The 15258-nt window shown below is 67.3% G+C and carries 13 protein-coding genes; 7 read left to right on the top strand and 6 right to left on the bottom strand.

Annotated elements, in window-relative coordinates:
• The first annotated feature begins 26 nt into the window (after window positions 1–26).
• Window positions 27–626: an isochorismatase family cysteine hydrolase gene (locus BM393_RS23460; RefSeq protein WP_091733584.1), complete on the top strand. Its 600-nt coding sequence runs from the start codon at window positions 27–29 to the stop codon at window positions 624–626.
• A 426-nt stretch (window positions 627–1052) separates the two neighbouring features.
• On the opposite strand, the gene BM393_RS23455 is transcribed toward BM393_RS23460, so the two are convergent.
• The gene (locus BM393_RS23455) at window positions 1053–1574 is read right to left on the bottom strand and encodes a GNAT family N-acetyltransferase (protein WP_091733582.1); all 522 of its coding nucleotides are present in this window, start codon (window positions 1572–1574) and stop codon (window positions 1053–1055) included.
• Window positions 1575–1720: 146 nt separating this feature from the next.
• Here BM393_RS23455 and BM393_RS23450 point away from each other — a divergent pair, with 146 nt between their 5' ends.
• The 3 genes from BM393_RS23450 (at window position 1721) to BM393_RS23440 (ending at window position 4975) form a co-directional block, all read left to right on the top strand.
• On the top strand, window positions 1721–2356 hold the full coding sequence (locus BM393_RS23450) for a hypothetical protein (RefSeq protein ID WP_091733580.1): 636 nt from the start codon (window positions 1721–1723) through the stop codon (window positions 2354–2356).
• A gap of 126 nt (window positions 2357–2482) precedes the next feature.
• Window positions 2483–3094, top strand: a complete 612-nt coding sequence (locus BM393_RS23445; RefSeq protein WP_091733578.1) for a class I SAM-dependent methyltransferase — start codon at window positions 2483–2485, stop codon at window positions 3092–3094.
• A gap of 579 nt (window positions 3095–3673) precedes the next feature.
• Window positions 3674–4975: a right-handed parallel beta-helix repeat-containing protein gene (locus tag BM393_RS23440; RefSeq protein WP_091733576.1), complete on the top strand. Its 1302-nt coding sequence runs from the start codon at window positions 3674–3676 to the stop codon at window positions 4973–4975.
• Window positions 4976–5043: 68 nt separating this feature from the next.
• Here the strand turns inward: BM393_RS23440 and BM393_RS23435 are convergent, their stop codons facing one another.
• Window positions 5044–5658, bottom strand: a complete 615-nt coding sequence (locus BM393_RS23435) for a TetR/AcrR family transcriptional regulator (RefSeq protein ID WP_091733574.1) — start codon at window positions 5656–5658, stop codon at window positions 5044–5046.
• 259 nt (window positions 5659–5917) lie between these two features.
• Between BM393_RS23435 and BM393_RS23430 the strand changes: the two genes are divergently transcribed.
• Together BM393_RS23430 and BM393_RS23425 are read left to right on the top strand one after the other, a co-directional pair.
• Window positions 5918–6763, top strand: a complete 846-nt coding sequence (locus BM393_RS23430) for an alpha/beta fold hydrolase (RefSeq protein WP_147240537.1) — start codon at window positions 5918–5920, stop codon at window positions 6761–6763.
• Between the two features lie 38 nt (window positions 6764–6801).
• Entirely contained in the window at window positions 6802–7812 is a 1011-nt protein-coding gene (locus BM393_RS23425) for an NADP-dependent oxidoreductase (RefSeq protein ID WP_091733570.1), read from the top strand.
• 125 nt (window positions 7813–7937) lie between these two features.
• Here the strand turns inward: BM393_RS23425 and BM393_RS23420 are convergent, their stop codons facing one another.
• From BM393_RS23420 to BM393_RS23410, 3 genes are all read right to left on the bottom strand, one after another.
• Window positions 7938–9293, bottom strand: coding sequence for a glycoside hydrolase family 27 protein (locus BM393_RS23420; RefSeq protein WP_091733568.1), 1356 nt, complete (start codon window positions 9291–9293; stop codon window positions 7938–7940).
• A 287-nt stretch (window positions 9294–9580) separates the two neighbouring features.
• Window positions 9581–11383 (bottom strand): type III effector protein, encoded by a 1803-nt coding sequence (locus BM393_RS23415; RefSeq protein ID WP_217648511.1) that lies wholly within the window; start codon window positions 11381–11383, stop codon window positions 9581–9583.
• Between the two features lies 1 nt (window position 11384).
• Window positions 11385–11870, bottom strand: a complete 486-nt coding sequence (locus BM393_RS23410; protein WP_091733566.1) for a hypothetical protein — start codon at window positions 11868–11870, stop codon at window positions 11385–11387.
• Window positions 11871–12196: 326 nt separating this feature from the next.
• Here BM393_RS23410 and BM393_RS25875 point away from each other — a divergent pair, with 326 nt between their 5' ends.
• The gene (locus tag BM393_RS25875) at window positions 12197–13423 is read left to right on the top strand and encodes a hypothetical protein (RefSeq protein ID WP_091733564.1); all 1227 of its coding nucleotides are present in this window, start codon (window positions 12197–12199) and stop codon (window positions 13421–13423) included.
• 89 nt (window positions 13424–13512) lie between these two features.
• Here the strand turns inward: BM393_RS25875 and BM393_RS23400 are convergent, their stop codons facing one another.
• The gene (locus tag BM393_RS23400) at window positions 13513–15207 is read right to left on the bottom strand and encodes an HrpF/NolX family T3SS translocon protein (protein ID WP_091733562.1); all 1695 of its coding nucleotides are present in this window, start codon (window positions 15205–15207) and stop codon (window positions 13513–13515) included.
• Window positions 15208–15258: the final 51 nt, after the last annotated feature.

The raw sequence follows: 15258 nt of genomic DNA, 5'->3' as shown, positions 1-15258 counted from the left end.
CAATCGCACTCCAAGGAGTCAAAACCATGAGCAATCAATCGTCCAAGAGCGCGCTGATCCTGATCGAGTACGTCAACGATTGGTTGGCGCCGACCGGCGGCATCAACGGGCAGTTCCAAGACCGCGAGCAGTTCGACAAGGCCGTCGCCAACTCGAAGATCGCGCTCGCAGCGGCCCGCCAGAGAGGCATGGAGGTCATTCATGCGTCGCTCAAGTTCGAGCCGCACTTCAAGGTGCTGGGCGAAGGGAAATACGGTCTGCGCAAGATGATGCGCGACTACGGCTCGTTCCTCGGTGCGCAGGCCGACTTCTTTCCCGGCTTCGAGCCCCAGGACGGCGAGTACGTGATCCGCGAGCGAACGGGCGGCAGCAGCGTGTTTGCTTCGACCACACTGGACAGCTACCTTCGCAACAACCGCATCTTCGACATCTACCTCGCAGGCTTTGCGCTGAGGCAGTGCGTTGAATCTTCGATGCGAAACGCGCATGACCTGGGCTACCACACCAACGTCATCTACGACGCGTCGGCGGCATTTACTCGTGAGCAGCAGACGGCGTTCCTCTCCGAGATTGCGCCCTTCTACGCCAACGCGATCACCACTCAGGGCTTTGTCGCTCAGGCCTGAGCATGAAAGATGCTGGCTGGCGGAAGCTCTGTCCGGTATCCGGTAGTAGCGGTGAACCGGCCACGTGCCGGGAAGGCCATCGAATGACCGGTGATGGCCGATGCCGACGTTCCACGAGTTGGGCACGGCCGACTGACATCAGCCTTCTGCCGTAGCTCACGGTCGCGAGCTGAGCGGCAGCATCGGGTCGGCATGAGCCAGTCGCGTCGCACAGAAGCGGTCGTTCAAGTCGGCATGCGGCGGACGCCACAGTCGAGCGGCCGGTTCCGAGGATGAAGGCGCCCGTCGGGACAGTGGAGTCCTGTGACTGCTATGGGGAGCAGCTGCCCCTCAGGCCTTAGACCACGAACGACTCAGATCAGCCTGAAGCCGCAGTTCTCCACAGCCCAACAGACGGCCGGGCGACCTTACGTCGTGCCGCCGCCGTCAGATCGCGCGGCGGAACACTCGGTTGCCGTAACTCCGACCTTCGATCACGTGGACCGTCTCGCCGATGTCGGCGTAGCCGCGCGCGGCGTAGAAGTCGCGTGCGCGTTGATTGCCGTCCCACGCTGTCAACCACAGCGCGGGCAAACCCGTGGACCTGGCGACGTCCTCCGCCGCGGCCAGCAGACGCTGTCCCACCTTCACACGCTGGAAGGCCGGCTGCACGTACAGACGGACCAGCTCGGCGCCGGCGCTCGTGGTGCCGGGGCATGGCGTAGCGAAGGCATCGACCTCCGCGAATCCGATGAGCGCCGTATCGATCTCCGCAAGCACGAAATGACAGCCCGGGCGATTGATCCGCTCCTGAAAGGCTTCGGACGAGTATTCGCGGAAGACCTCACGGGCGAGATCGGGGCGAATGCCTTGCGTCGCGTACGTGTCGAGAAAGACCTGAATGGCCAGCGCTGCAATGGTCGTGGCGTCTTCCAGCGTCCCTGGCCGCAGGTGGGGCAGTTGGTGCATGCGCGGGAATATAAGGGCGCTCCGACCGACTTGCTGCGGTCACGGCAACGAGGGAAGTCTGCTCAAGGTTGGGGAGCGGACGTGCCAAATGTCTTGAAGCGCAGCTCGTGCTGAAATGCAAACCAGCCGACGCTTGAGAGTCAAGAATGTCGAGGTCGATCGCTTCGGCTGCGATCCGTCGTACCGTTTTTCTCCTTTGTATGCCTCGTTCCCTACAGGTCACCGACACCACCGTCGTTATCCGCCCCGCGACGACGACGATGTGGTTGTGGTTGTTCGTGTTCGCGACCGGCTTGAGCTGGATGTTCTGGAAGTTCACGTTCTACGACACCAGTCCGAAGGCGCTCTTGCTCCTGTTGTTTCCTTTGATGATGTTGTTCGCAGTGCTTGTGAACTTCGTCCAGGCGCGCGCATTCGTCACGACCATCGATCGGGCTCGCAATCTCGTATTGATCGAGCGTCTGCCACGATTCGGTCTCTCGGCGAAGCAGCAGAAATTTGTGCTGTCCGACTTCGCTGCCGTCGAGTCGCATTCGGTTGCGGTCGGTCGCTCGCTGGTGTGCCGGGTGTCCCTGGTCACGCCCGGATTGCGATCGCTGGCGCTGCTGAATGGCAGCGGCGGCTACGGCGCCAAGTCGTTCTGGCACGCGCCGATGCCCGCTGAAACGGAAGAAGCAGCATCTGTACGAGTCGCCGTGGCGAAGGTCTCGGGACTAGCGGACATGGGGTATCGAGGAACGATTGGGCTGAGCGTGGTGGCGTATGAGCCGATCGACGCGTAGGAATGCCGGGCAAAGATGCCCGCTGTCCTCTCTAGCCTGCTGCTGATCCGAAAACTGCTTCGATGCAGAACCACACACCCATTCGCTTAGAGTCCCCCCGGCCCGACACTTCAACAATCACCTCGCATGTCCGTCCCCGACGTCCCCAGCCCCATCGACCTGAGACAGATGGCCGACGCCCGCGAGTGGGCCGATGAAGCGATGGTGAAACGCCCGTGGCGGACGGAATTCTTCGCGGAGTTCGCCGCGCAGCTCGCCGCCGGCGCTGCGCTCCGGGTGCTGGAGCTCGGCTCCGGCCCGGGCTTCCTCGCCAAGTACCTGCTCGATGCGCTCCCGCACATCGCCTACACGGCGCTCGACTTCTCGCCGGCCATGCATGAACTTGCAGCGGAGCGGGTCGGCGCGGCGAGTGCCCGCATCCGCTTCATCGAGAAGAGCTTCCGCGACCCCGCATGGATGGAGGGCCTCGGGCCTTTTGACCACGTGGTCACGAACCAGGCAGTCCATGAGCTGCGCCACAAGCGCCACGCTCGCCCGCTTCACGAGCAGGTTCGAGGGCTGCTGGCACCGCAGGGGCGTTACCTCGTCTGCGATCACTTCGCCGGCCCCGGCGGGATGAAGAACGATCAGCTCTACATGACCGTCGAAGAGCAACGCGTCGCGCTTCAGGACGCCGGCTTCGCTCGAGTCGAACCCGTGCTGCTCAAGCGCGGGCTGATGCTCTACGCGGCGTCCTGAGACGGCAGACTCGCTACTCGGCCTCGCTGTCCGTTGTCGACGGACTACCCAATCCGACAAAGCCCCGCCTCATGCGCCGGCAAGGTCCGCGCGAACCGTCCTGAGGCCTCGCCCAACGGGCGTCGCGCCGGGGCGACTGATGATCGAGGACCGGCGCGGCGGGGTGCGGCTTGTCTTTCCGTCAGACCTTCGGTGCGGCGGTCGGTGCCGCCATGATCGGCAGAACGCGACGGACAACAGCCGTCCGCACACCCGCTGGGCGGTGCCGCCCGATCTACGACCGGTTCCGATCGGCGCGAAGCCGGCAAGGCGGCGGCGAAGGAGGCTGGCAGCCAGTTCGCCAAGGAGGTCGGCGGACAGATCATCAAGGACAGGCTGCCGTGACAGTCATGGCGGCGAGTCTGCGCAGACTCCTCGCGAAATATCGACGTGCGTGTCTTCTTTCTCATCCACCGTGCAAATGGCGGGCGGATGGCAATTCACAGACAGATACATGGATCTTCTCCGGATCGTCACGCTGCGGTGACGACCACCGGCGTGGACTCCTGTTTAATGGGTGCTCCGCATTGATCTGTCGACATGAAACACAAAAGAATCTTCGCAGTGCTTGCGCTGAGTACTGCCACGGTCGCCGCTTTTGGAGAAACCTACTATGTCGCGCCAGATGGAAGCGATACTGCGGCGGGATCTCGCGATGCGCCATGGGCTTCGATGGCGTACGCGCAGATCAGGGCGCAACCCGGGGACACCGTGTATTTTCGTGGCGGCACCTATGCCTATCACAAGGGCACCACTTCGTGCCAGGACGCCTACGACACTGTGAGCGGGATCGATCTCAAGAAGAGTGGCGCCCCGCAGCAGCCGATCCGCTACTGGGCTTATCCCGGCGAAACCCCGGTTTTCGATTTCGAAGGCATTCGGGACAACTGCCGGGTCAAGGGTTTCAACGTGACGGCCGATTGGGTTCATCTGAAAGGGATCGAAGTCACGCATGTCCGGCAGAACAACAACCTGAACCACGAGTCCTGGGGGATCTGGATCCACGGCAGCCACAACATCTTCGAGCGGCTCGACATCCATCACAACATGGGCCCGGGCCTCTTCATCAAGGATGGCGGCGACAACCTCGTCCTGAATACCGACTCGCATCACAACTACGACCCCCTCACCTCCAATGGGGCGGGTCAAAGCGCGGACGGCTTTGGCGCCCACATTTCCGCCAATCATCCCGGGAATATCTTTCGAGGCTGCCGCGCCTGGTTGAATTCGGATGATGGTTTCGACCTCATCAACGCCTACTCCTCGGTGACGATCGAGAACTCCTGGGCGTGGCTGCAGGGCTACGTGCCAGATACCATGAAGCCGGCCCGGTACGGCAATGGCAATGGTTTCAAGGCCGGCGGATATGGAGGCGTCTATGTACCCAACGCGGTGAAGCACACGGTCCGCTTCTCTGTCGCCTTCAACAATCGGGCTTCGGGCTTCTACGCCAACCACCATCCGGTGGCCAATGACTTCTTCAACAACACGAGTTACGGCAACTACGCCGACTTCAATATGCTGGGGATCGATGCGAGCGGCGCGGCGATCAATCTGGGGAACCTGCGCAACAACATCGCCTATACGGGGACCTTGGTGTCGAATGTGTCGGGCGCCAACGACGCCCACAACTCCTGGAATCTGCGCGAGATCATGTCGGATGCCCAGTTCGAAGATGTCTCCACCACGGGATGGGATGCGCCGCGACAAGCTGACGGCAGCCTGCCGCGGCTGAATCATCTGCATCTGACGTCGCACAGCACCTTGATCAACAAGGGCACGGACGTCGGCCTGCCCTACAAGGGGACCGCGCCCGACCTCGGCGCCTTCGAGCGCCATTGATGCCCAACAGCGACCTCCCGCAGGAGGTCCGGACTTGCGAGTCCACAGGTCACGCGCCGGCCGATCAGCTACTCGCGTTCAGCCCGCTTGCGTCGAGCCGCCGGCACGCGCGATGGCGGAGCGAGCGACGCCAGAATTTCCTTCCGGCAAGCGGTCAGGATCTCATCCGCCAACGGCGATTCGTCCGGACAGGCGCGTGACATGACGATCGCGCCCACGACGTGCGCCAGCAGATCAAGCCCTTTTGCGCGGGCCTGCTTGGCATCCGCTGATTCGAGCGTGGTGCCGTCGCGGTTCAGCGCCGCCAGGATGCCTTCAATGCCGTCAGCAAACGCGGCTCGCACCGCATCGGACTGACGCGCCGCATCGCCGCCGAGTGCGGCCATGGTGCACCCCTGCGCTCGATTGCCCCGATGCTCGCGCGATACGTAGGCCTTGACGAAGGCCGCCGCCGACATCCCTTCCGACAGCTCCACGGTCTGCGCGATGCCGCAGGCGGCCGACTCCGCCATCAATTCGGCCTTGGATTGGAACTGCTTGTAGAAGCCGCCATGCGTGAAGCCCGCCGCGGCCATCAAGTCGACAACGCCGACCCCGTCGTAACCCCGCTCCCGAAACAGCGTGGAGGCGGTGCGGACCACATGCTCCCGATTGGCTTGCGCTTGCGCTTTGGTGACCTTCATGGCTCGCTCGTGCGTGGATGCGTGAATGACCGCAACTATAAATAGATGCCGACCATAATCAAATCGTTGACTTTTTGGATGACGAACATCATCATTGAGGTCAGTCGTTTCACCCCCCCCACACCCCTCCCCCGGAGACACCATGTTCACCCGCTCGAGAATCAGGCTAGGCCTCCTTGCGCTTTCCGCTGTGCTGCTGACGGCCTGCGCCGCGGTCGACAGACCTTCCTCAGCCGCGAGCGGCGCCTCCACCGGCGCCATGTCTCAGAAGACAACTTGGCAGAACGTGCCGACGCAGGTCGTCTCCGCGGATGGCGTGGACTTCGCCTACCGCGAGCTCGGCCAGCAGAACGGCGGCACGCCGGTCGTCTTCCTTGCCCACCTGGCCGCCGTGCTCGACAACTGGGATCCCCGCGTGGTGGACGGCATCGCCGCGAAGCATCACGTGGTCGCGTTCGACAACCGCGGGGTGGGTGCCAGCACCGGCTCACCGGCCAACACCATCGAGCAGATGGCGGACGATGCGATCAGCTTCATCAAGGCCAAGGGCTTCAAGCAGGTCGACCTCTTCGGGTTCTCGATGGGCGGGATGATCGCCCAGGAGATCGCGCTGAAGGAGCCGCGGCTCGTCCGCAAGCTGATCCTGACGGGCACTGGTCCGGCGGGCGGTCCCGGCATCAGCGAGGTGGCCGGCGTAGCGAATTACGACCTCCTGCGGGCGACCCTCACGGGTCAGGATCCGAAGCAGTACCTCTTCTTCACCCGCACGCCGAAGGGCATCGAGGCGGGCAAGGCCTTCCTGGCGCGTCTGCAGGAGCGCACCGAGAACCGTGACAAGGGGATCGCCGCGGGTGCGTACGTCGCGCAATTGCAGGCCCTCAGCGCGTGGGGGAAGAAGCCTGCTGCGGACCTGTCGCTGGTCAGGCAACCGGCCCTTGTGGCCAACGGCGACGACGACCGGATGGTGCCGACGATCAACACGTACGACCTGGCCAAGCGTCTGCCCAACAGCGAACTGACCATCTACCCCGACGCCGGCCACGGCGGAATTTTTCAGTACCACGACGACTTCGTGGCCAAGGCCCTGGCGTTCCTCGCCAGATGAGCGCCTGATCGCTCGTTTCGCCACGCATAAGGAAAACCATGAAAGCTTTTGTCCTCGAGCGCTATGGAAAGCGCAGCGCGCTCGTACCGACCGAGATGCCGCAGCCCGCGCTGCGGGACGACGAGGTCTTGATCGAGGTCCATGCGGCCAGCGTGAACTTGCTGGACTCCAAGATCCGGGATGGCGAGTTCAAGTTGATCCTGCCCTATCGCCTGCCGCTGGTGCTCGGACATGACGTCGCGGGCGTGGTGATCAAGACGGGACCGCATGTCCGGCTCTTCAAGCCTGGCGACGAGGTCTACGCGCGCGTGGACGACTTCAGGATCGGCACCTTCGCGCAATTCGTGCCGGTGAAGGAGACGTCTCTCGCCCTCAAGCCCAGGGACCTCTCCATGGAAGAAGCAGCGTCGATTCCGCTGGTGGGATTGACGGCCTGGCAGGCGCTCGTCGAACGGGCTGGCTTGAAGCGCGGGCAGAAGGTCTTCATCCAGGCGGGATCAGGCGGCGTGGGCACCTTCGCGATCCAACTGGCCAAGCATCTCGGAGCGACGGTCGCGACCACGACCGGCACGAGCAACGTCGCCCTCGTGAAGGGGCTGGGCGCCGACGTGGTCATCGACTACAAGAAGCAGGACTTCGACGGCATCCTGCGTGACTACGACGTCGTGCTCAACAGCCAGGATGGCGACACGCTCAAGAAGTCCATTGGCGTGCTCAAGCGCGGCGGACAGGTGATCTCGATCTCCGGTCCACCCGATCCCGAGTTCGGCAAGACGATCGGGGCCCCCGGCTTCGTGCGGCTGATCATGCGTCTGCTGAGCTCGGGCATCCGCCGCAAGGCGACCGGCCAAGGCAAGCGGTTCTCCTTCCTCTTCATGAAGGCAGACGGCGGCCAGTTGCAGGAGATCACGCGGCTCATCGACGCCGGCGCGATCCGGCCGGTGATCGATCGGGTCTTCCCGTTCGAGTCGACCAACGAAGCGCTCGAGTACGTCAAGTCGGGCCGAGCCAAGGGCAAGGTCGTGATCAAGGTCAAGCAGACGCGTTGACGGTTCCAGGGGTTGTCGTGCGACACCCGTCGCACGCAACTCATTCACCCCAGACGGAAACGTCTGGGGTTCTTTTCACAACTGCGCGCCCGAATCGGCGGATGAGTTCGCCGTGTTCAGGGGCCCTACCCGATCCGATAAAGCCCCGCTCCATGCGCCGGCAAGGTCCGCGCGAACCGTCCTGACGCCTCGCCCAGCGGGCGTCGCGCCCACAGGTCACGCACTGGCTGCGCGCCTTCCAGCGCCAGCTCCCGCAACGCGATGCCGACCTCGCGCGCCTTGTCACCGGGATTGAAAAGCGCAAGGTACCGCCCCTTCCCATCCGCCGGCCGCGCTGACCAGATCCGCACGCCGTCCTCGACGAAATGCGGCCGGTTGTCCGAGCTCGCCTGGTCCACGGCCAGCACCTCCGGATTGGTGAGCAGCTGCAGCGTCGCCTCGTCCAGATGGCGCAGATCCCCGCCCATGATCAGCGGCGACCGCGTGATCGCCCACAGCGTCATCAGCGTGCGCTGCTCATCGGGGGTGAACTTCGTATCCCGCTCGCCCAGCGCCAGGCGCCCCAGCGGCAGCATGTCGGGATCCGGCCAGGCGCCCGGCCGGCGCCACGGGTTCCAGTTCTCGAGCCGTGTGAACTGGGCCTCCAGCATCTTCCAGTCGTCCCAGAAGTCGTCCGAGATGCGCCACATCTGCGCGTACTGGCGGACGTGCTCGCCGCGGATCACCGGCGTCTCGCCCGGCGACAGGCTCAGCACCATCGGCCGCTTCGCGCGCACGATCGCGCGATGCACCGCTTCGATCTCGGGCGCATGCGCGTCGTAGGGACGGCTCATGTCGTCCATCTTGATGAAGTCGACGCCCCACGAGGCATAGAGCGCGAAGACGCTGTCGTAATACGCCTGCGCGCCCGGCTTGCGCATGTCCACGCCGTACATGTCGGGATTCCACGAGCAGACGCTCGACGTGTCGGCGATGTCGGCGGCCCGGTACGACGTGCCCAGGATCGGCAGGTTGCGCTTGACCGCGAGCCGCGGAATCCCGCGCATCAGATGGATGCCGAACTTCAAGCCCATCGCGTGGACATCCGCCGCCAGCGGCCCGAAGCCGCGGCCGCCGGCGCTCGACGGAAAGCGGTTCACCGCCGGGATCAGCCGGCCGTTCCCATCCATCGCGGGCTCGGGATTCTCGCTGTACGTGTAGCTCGACGCCGTCGGCTCGTACCACTGGATGTCGATGGTGAAGATGTCGTAGCCGGCAGGCCGCAGCTTGTCCGCCATGATCCGCGCGGTCTCGCGCGCCTGCGCCTCGTTGATGGTGGTGGCGAAGCTGTTCCAGCTGTTCCAGCCCATCGGCGGCGTGGGCGCCAGCACGCGCTGCGCCGACCTTTGCGCGGTGGGCGACGCCTGCGCCTGCAGGGTCGAGGCCGCGGCACCGGCCATTCCCGCCATGCCGGTGCGGATCATTGCGCGACGACTGAGCATTCCTGTCTCCGTGATTCGTTCTTCTGACGCCGTCGCCGCGCCCTCACGCTTGAATCCGCGCCGGGCGGCCGCGACAGCGCGGCGGAAGGTATCACGGGCCATCGAAGCACCGACCTGCGGCTGCGATCACAAGTTGTCGCCGATCGATATCGAGATCGACATCCCGGGTCGCAACCGCCGGTGGCCCCCGGTTGAACCGCTGGTGGCAGGCGCTGCTGAGGCCCCCGGATCGCCGAAGTCATGGGCCAGACGCCCGTGCCTGGCCCACGATCGGCGACGCGGGTCGCTCAGCGCTGCGCCGCTGCCAGCTGATCCTGCGCCTGCGCGTTGACCACCTCCAGACGATTGGTCTTGATCTTCGCGTCGCCGGCGGGAATGTCCTTGGCCGACGAATCGAACCACGGCTTGATGGCCGTGTGGATGCCGATGGCGCCGCCGATGGCCATCGCCACGCGCTGATCGGCCTGCGCGAGCGGCCGCGCCACCGCGGCCGTCACCGTCGAGATCAGGCCGAGCGCCGTCGTCGCCTTGACCATCTCGCCCGCGCGATTCAGCACGCTCGCGCCGATGTTCGACAGCGTATGGCCCGCCACGCTCAACGTGCTGCGCGGTGGCGCGCCCTCGACGGTCGGTTGCGGGTCCATCAGCGGACCAGCCTTGAAGGCCGCGCCGATCGCGTTCAGCGGCGTCGTCACGACGCTCGCGACGGCCGACACGACCTGGCCGGCCTTCGCCGCGGTGGACAACGGCGGCGCCTGCGTCGTGGCCGGGCCGCCGGACTCGATGTCGCCTCCGGCCGTCGATGTCGACGGCGTGGACGTCGACGGCGCCGTCGCGTTCATGTGCTTCGCGAAGAACAGCGGCACCTCGTTGCCCTTCTTCATCAGGTCCTGCAGCGCCTGCGCGCCATCGGTGCGACCCGAGGCCACCAGCTCGCTCAGTTGCGCCGCGTCCGGCACCTTGACCGTCGCCACCGACTGCCGCACGCCCATCACCGCGCCGATGACGCCACCCGCGGTGGCGGACACGCCCAGGCCGAAGCCCACCTGCCCCGCCACGCCCAGCGGCGTGGTGCCGAGCGCTGCCGCCCGTGCGGCGGTGACCGCGTCGAACGCGACCTGCCCCAGCGTGACGTTGCTGTCGCTGCTGATGTTGGTGATCTCGGCCTGCTGGGCCTTCACCGACGCCCGCAGCTGATCCCCGGAGCCGGGCAGCAGCGTGTTCATGTCCTTCACGACCTGGTCGGGAACGACGGCCTTGTCGTCGATCGGCGCGAACTGCCGCGGCATCAGGTTGATCACCGGCGCGACCACGGTCTGGCCCAGCAGGTTGCCGGTGGCGCCGGCGGTGGAGCCCATGAACAGCTGCGTGACGGTCGACACGACCATGGACTTCAGCGACGGCGGACCCGACGGGGCGGCGCCGGGAGCCGCCGCGCTGTTGTCGAAGACGGCGCCGGATTGCGGACGCCCCTGCTCCGCCCGCGCCACGGCATCCCCCGCGGCCAGGCCGGCGTTGCGCCCGACGCCGAAGGCCATCGACGTGCCCGCGACCCCCACCCGCATGATCGAGGTGGCGAGCGGCTGCAGGCGGTCCATCCATTGCGCCGACCCCTGGCCGTACTTGATGGCCTCCTGATGCGCCTTGATCTGGTTGTCGCCAGCCTGCCCGCGGTCCTCGGGCGCCAGCTTGGCCGGATCCAGTTCGGCCCGCAGCGCGTTCTGCAGGGGCTGGCTGGAGACGGGCTTCTGGGAGAACTGCTTCACCGCCTTGACGCCGGTCTTGATCACGGCGCCCACCGTCGACAGCGTCGGCATGACGGCGTCCTTGATCTTCGACCCGGCGGTGTGGGTCACGCTCGTGTTGGCCGCGGCCTCCACGACCTGCGGCAGGCCGACCCGGCCCGCCAGCTGGCTGGCGGCGTCGCCCGCCGATTCCAGGCCGCTCCGGACACGCCGGCGCAGGCCCTGCGGCTGCTGCAGCTCCTCCTGGCGCGGCGGCTCCAGCGGCGTAGTGGGGTTCGAGCTGGTGCTGCCGGTGATCAGTGGCGCCGGACTCTGCGACGCACTCGGGATCTTGCTCATGCTCATGTCATTGCTCCTTCGGCGTGGCGGCGTCCTGCAGCAGCAGCGCCAGCTGGCGGGCGGTGAGCATGTCCTGCACCAGACTTTCCGAGGACGCGGTCTCCGCGTCGACGACGCGATGCAGGGCCAGCATGCCGTCGGGGTCGCTGCCGATGGTCATCCCGTGCACCGCGAGCAGCCCCGGCGCCTGGGCCAGCAGCGCGATCAACGCGGCCGGCGGCATCTCGCCCAAGCGCAGCCCCAGCGTGACGGACACCACCAGCTTGCTCTCCTGCGCCGACGCCAGCGCGACCGGCGACAGCAGCACCGCCTCGCCATCGAGCACCAGGCCGCCGTCGCGCGCCGCCTGCTCCGCCGCGTCGGCGTCCATGCCGAGCGCGCGGGCGGCGGCGCGGGTCAGTCCGTGCACGTGCGCCAGCAGCGGACCGACATGGGCCGGCAAGGCGGCGCTGAGGTCGGAGGTCGGGGTCGAGGTGTCGAGGGGCGAGGTCATGGGTTCATCTCCTGGTGGCTGAATGGCGCATCGCTGGCGCCGCGCGGCGTCGACCGAGGCGTCGGACGGACCCGGGAACCCGCAGGTCGCGGGAAGCCTGGACCGTGCGCCGGGCGGCTGGAATGCTCATCGACGAGGCTAGTGCCGGGATGGGACGCGATGCGGTCCAGGCACGAAGCGGCATGCCGATGCGCGAAGCGCCGCGGACCGCGATGGCACCGGGTCGCCACCCCTTCGGTCCGAAGGGGCCGGCTTCGCATCACCTGCGCGGGCGCGCGGGCGCCTCGCGATGCTTCGGTCACCACGCATAGATGGAGACAACGGCCATGCCGAACCGCCCCCTCACGTCACTGGTCTCGACGCTCGCGCGCGCCGGCACCTCCCTGCTGAATCCGGCCGGCGCGGCCGCGACGGCCGCCGCGAACGCGACGACCACGACCGCGCCGGTCGCGACGCCCGGCAGCCAGTCGTTCTCCGCGCTCGCCACCCGGCCGTCCACCGCGTCGGCGCAGCTCGCACCGCGGCGTGAACTGTCCACCTTGCCACCGGGCGCCGACGTCGCCGGCAGCACGGCGGCGCTGGACGCGCTCGCGCTCAAGGGCGTGATGCGCGATGGCGACGCGTGGCGCATCGCCTGGCGCGAGCTGCAGCAGCTGCCCGCCGGTGAATGGGCGCCGGCGCTGCAGCAGCTGGAGCGGCTCGAGCAGAAGACCGCCCTCGCCTTGCGCGGTTGGGAGGCGCAGGACCAGAAGTCACCGCTGTCGCCCGAACAGCGCGACCACATCGTGGCCTTGCAGGACCTGCTCTGGGGCGTCCGCGATGGGCAGGCGCTGCTCGCCGCCGCGAGCGCCGGGGGACCGATCACGCCGCTGCAGCTGGCGCGGCAATTCGGCCTGAGCCCGGATGCGGCCTCGTACAGCCCCGTGGCGGCAGGCGCCGCGCCGCTGGAACTGCCCGAGCGGATGGCGCTCAGCCTCTACAGCGTCAACAGCCAGGTGCAGATGCTGCGCGAGCCGGTGTTGAGCCGCGCCTTCCACGCGATCAACGCCGCTCTGCGTCATGACCAGCCCGAGATGCAATGGGCGCTGCAGGGCTTGACGCAGCCGCTGCTCAGCGGCCTGGCGCGTCTGCCCGCGGTGCAGGAGCCGGTGATGCGCGGCCTGTGGCTGCCCGGACCGGATGCGCTGGCCGCGGTGGCGGACCGCATGCAGCCGGGCGCCACGATCGACACGAAGGAGATCCTCACCGGCAGCCGCGAGGCGCCTTATCCGGGGCAGGTCGTGTTCACGATGACGCCGCTGGCGGAAGGCACGAAGGCGCGCGACACGTCGGCCTTCAGCTATGCCGAGGAACAGCGCGAGGCGGCGTTCGCGCCCGGCGCGCGCTTCGCGGTCGCGTCCGCGGAGGTGTTCGAGCCGGGGCGCAAGGGCGAGGCGAAGCTGGACCTGTCCGATGCGCTGACCGCGTCCTCCGGCCGGTCCTGGCAGGCGCTGCGGGACCAGCCGCTGCTGAAGGTGGCGCTGCAGGAGCTGCCGCCGGCCGATCGGTCGTGAAGGGGCGGGGCTTTCACTCGAGCGCGGGAGCCGCCCTCACCCCCCCTCTCCCGCAAGCGGGAGAGGGAGTCTCGTGGTCGCGGCCCGAGTTACTCCCTCTCCCGCGGCGCGGGAGAGGGTTGGGGTTGGGGTCTTCGCTGCATCAGCTCCTCGGCCTTGGGCTTCACCACCTCGTTGAACACCTGCTTGCCGGTTTCCTTGACCGCCGCCTTCGCGGCCGTCTTCCCGACCACGCTGGCACTCGCGGTCACCGCCTTGCCCGCCCCGGGCGCGGTCAGCACGCTCAGCGCATTGCTGCCGAAGCTCTTGCCCGCATTGGCCGCGGCCTTCTTCACATCGCCCCCGTCGATCGCCGTGCGACCGACATCCAAGCCACCGGCCACCGCGTTCGACACCATCGAGCCGACCGCCGCCACCTGGCTCACGAGCGGGATCTTCAGCGCCGCGATCGCCCCCAAGGTCGTCGAGCCGATCTTCTCGAAGATCGAAAAACCCTTCATCACCCCCGTCACGACGCGCCGCAACTTGCCGCCCTTCTCCGTGCGCGGATCGGGCTGGTTCCAGCGGCCATCCACCATCTCGCGCACCGCCGCGGGATCGCGCCAGGGAAAGGGCCGCACGGGAGGCTCGATGTCGACCTCGCCATCGGCCGGCCGCTCCGCGCGCCGTTCGACGGCGGGCGGCGCCACCGGCGGCGGCCCCTCGGTGCGATCGACGCGCTCCAGAAACCGGCGCAGGTCGTTGCGCCCGATCCGGCCATCGTCCGAGGAGCGCCAGGCGTTGCTCTTGTGCCCCCGCTCGGCGTTGTCGAGCAGCCCGAACAGCACCGGATCGCCCAGCAGCACCAGCGCCGCCTCGGTGTGCGCGCGCGGCCGCTGCGGGTCCTCGGCGATGCGGCGCAGCTTGTCGCGGTCGAACAGCCGGCCGTCGAAGAAGTCGTCCGCATGGCGCTCGATCGTGCGCACCGCGCGGCGCTCCTCGGGCCGCAGCCGGATGTGGCCGGCCAGCGCGTCGGCCAGCGCGGCGCGCGGGATCGCCTCGTCCTGCGGCCGCCCGGTGATGCATTCCCATTCCTCGGGATGGCTCGCCAGGTAACGCGCCGCGGCGATCACCTGCGGCGGCCGCCGGTCCATCGGCAGCGTGCCGTCGACCAGCTCCCGCAGCGTCTCCAGCGAGGTGGTCTTCGGCAGGTAATCGGAATACTTGTAGAGCTCGCGCGCCGCGTCGTGACGGGTCATCTCCCGCACCGTCCCGCCGCCATCGGACGGCAGGTAGTTGTGGCGGAAGCTCTCCGCGCGGCGGCGGTTGTAGCGGATCAGCTCGGTGGACTCCGCGACCGTGTGCAGGTCGGTCCGGCCGATGCGGCCATCGGTGCGCCCGTTGCTCGCGCTGTCCAGGCCGTCCTTCAGTTCCTCGTCCGACAGCACCGTGCGCAGCGCGCGGCCGAGCTCCGGCGCGGTGCGCGGATCGTCGGCGATGCGCTGCAGGTCCGGGACGGACTTGGGCTTCTCGAACAGTCGTTCGTTGCGTTGCAGCGTGGACACCGCCTGCAGGCGATTCATCGGCACCGGCACGGGATCGGAGAACTCCGGCGCCGGCGCCGGGCTCGGGCCGTCCGGCTCATCGCCGGACCGTCGCAGCGAGAGGGTCACCGCGGCGTCCAGCCGCTGCCGCCACTCCGGCGACAACCCCGGCCCATGCTCCGCCACCGGCTCCGGCACCGCGCCGAAGCTCGGCGGCAAGGGCATGGCGGGCAGTCCCTGGTTCGCGATCGACGGGGGCATGAAGGTCTCCAGAAGCTGACGTCATTGGGGCGGGCGGCCGGGCGCCCGATC

Origin of the sequence: Mitsuaria sp. PDC51 (genome assembly GCF_900113225.1) — a bacterium.
GTDB lineage: Bacteria > Pseudomonadota > Gammaproteobacteria > Burkholderiales > Burkholderiaceae_C > Roseateles.
This window is presented reverse-complemented; position numbering and strand designations above follow the sequence as displayed.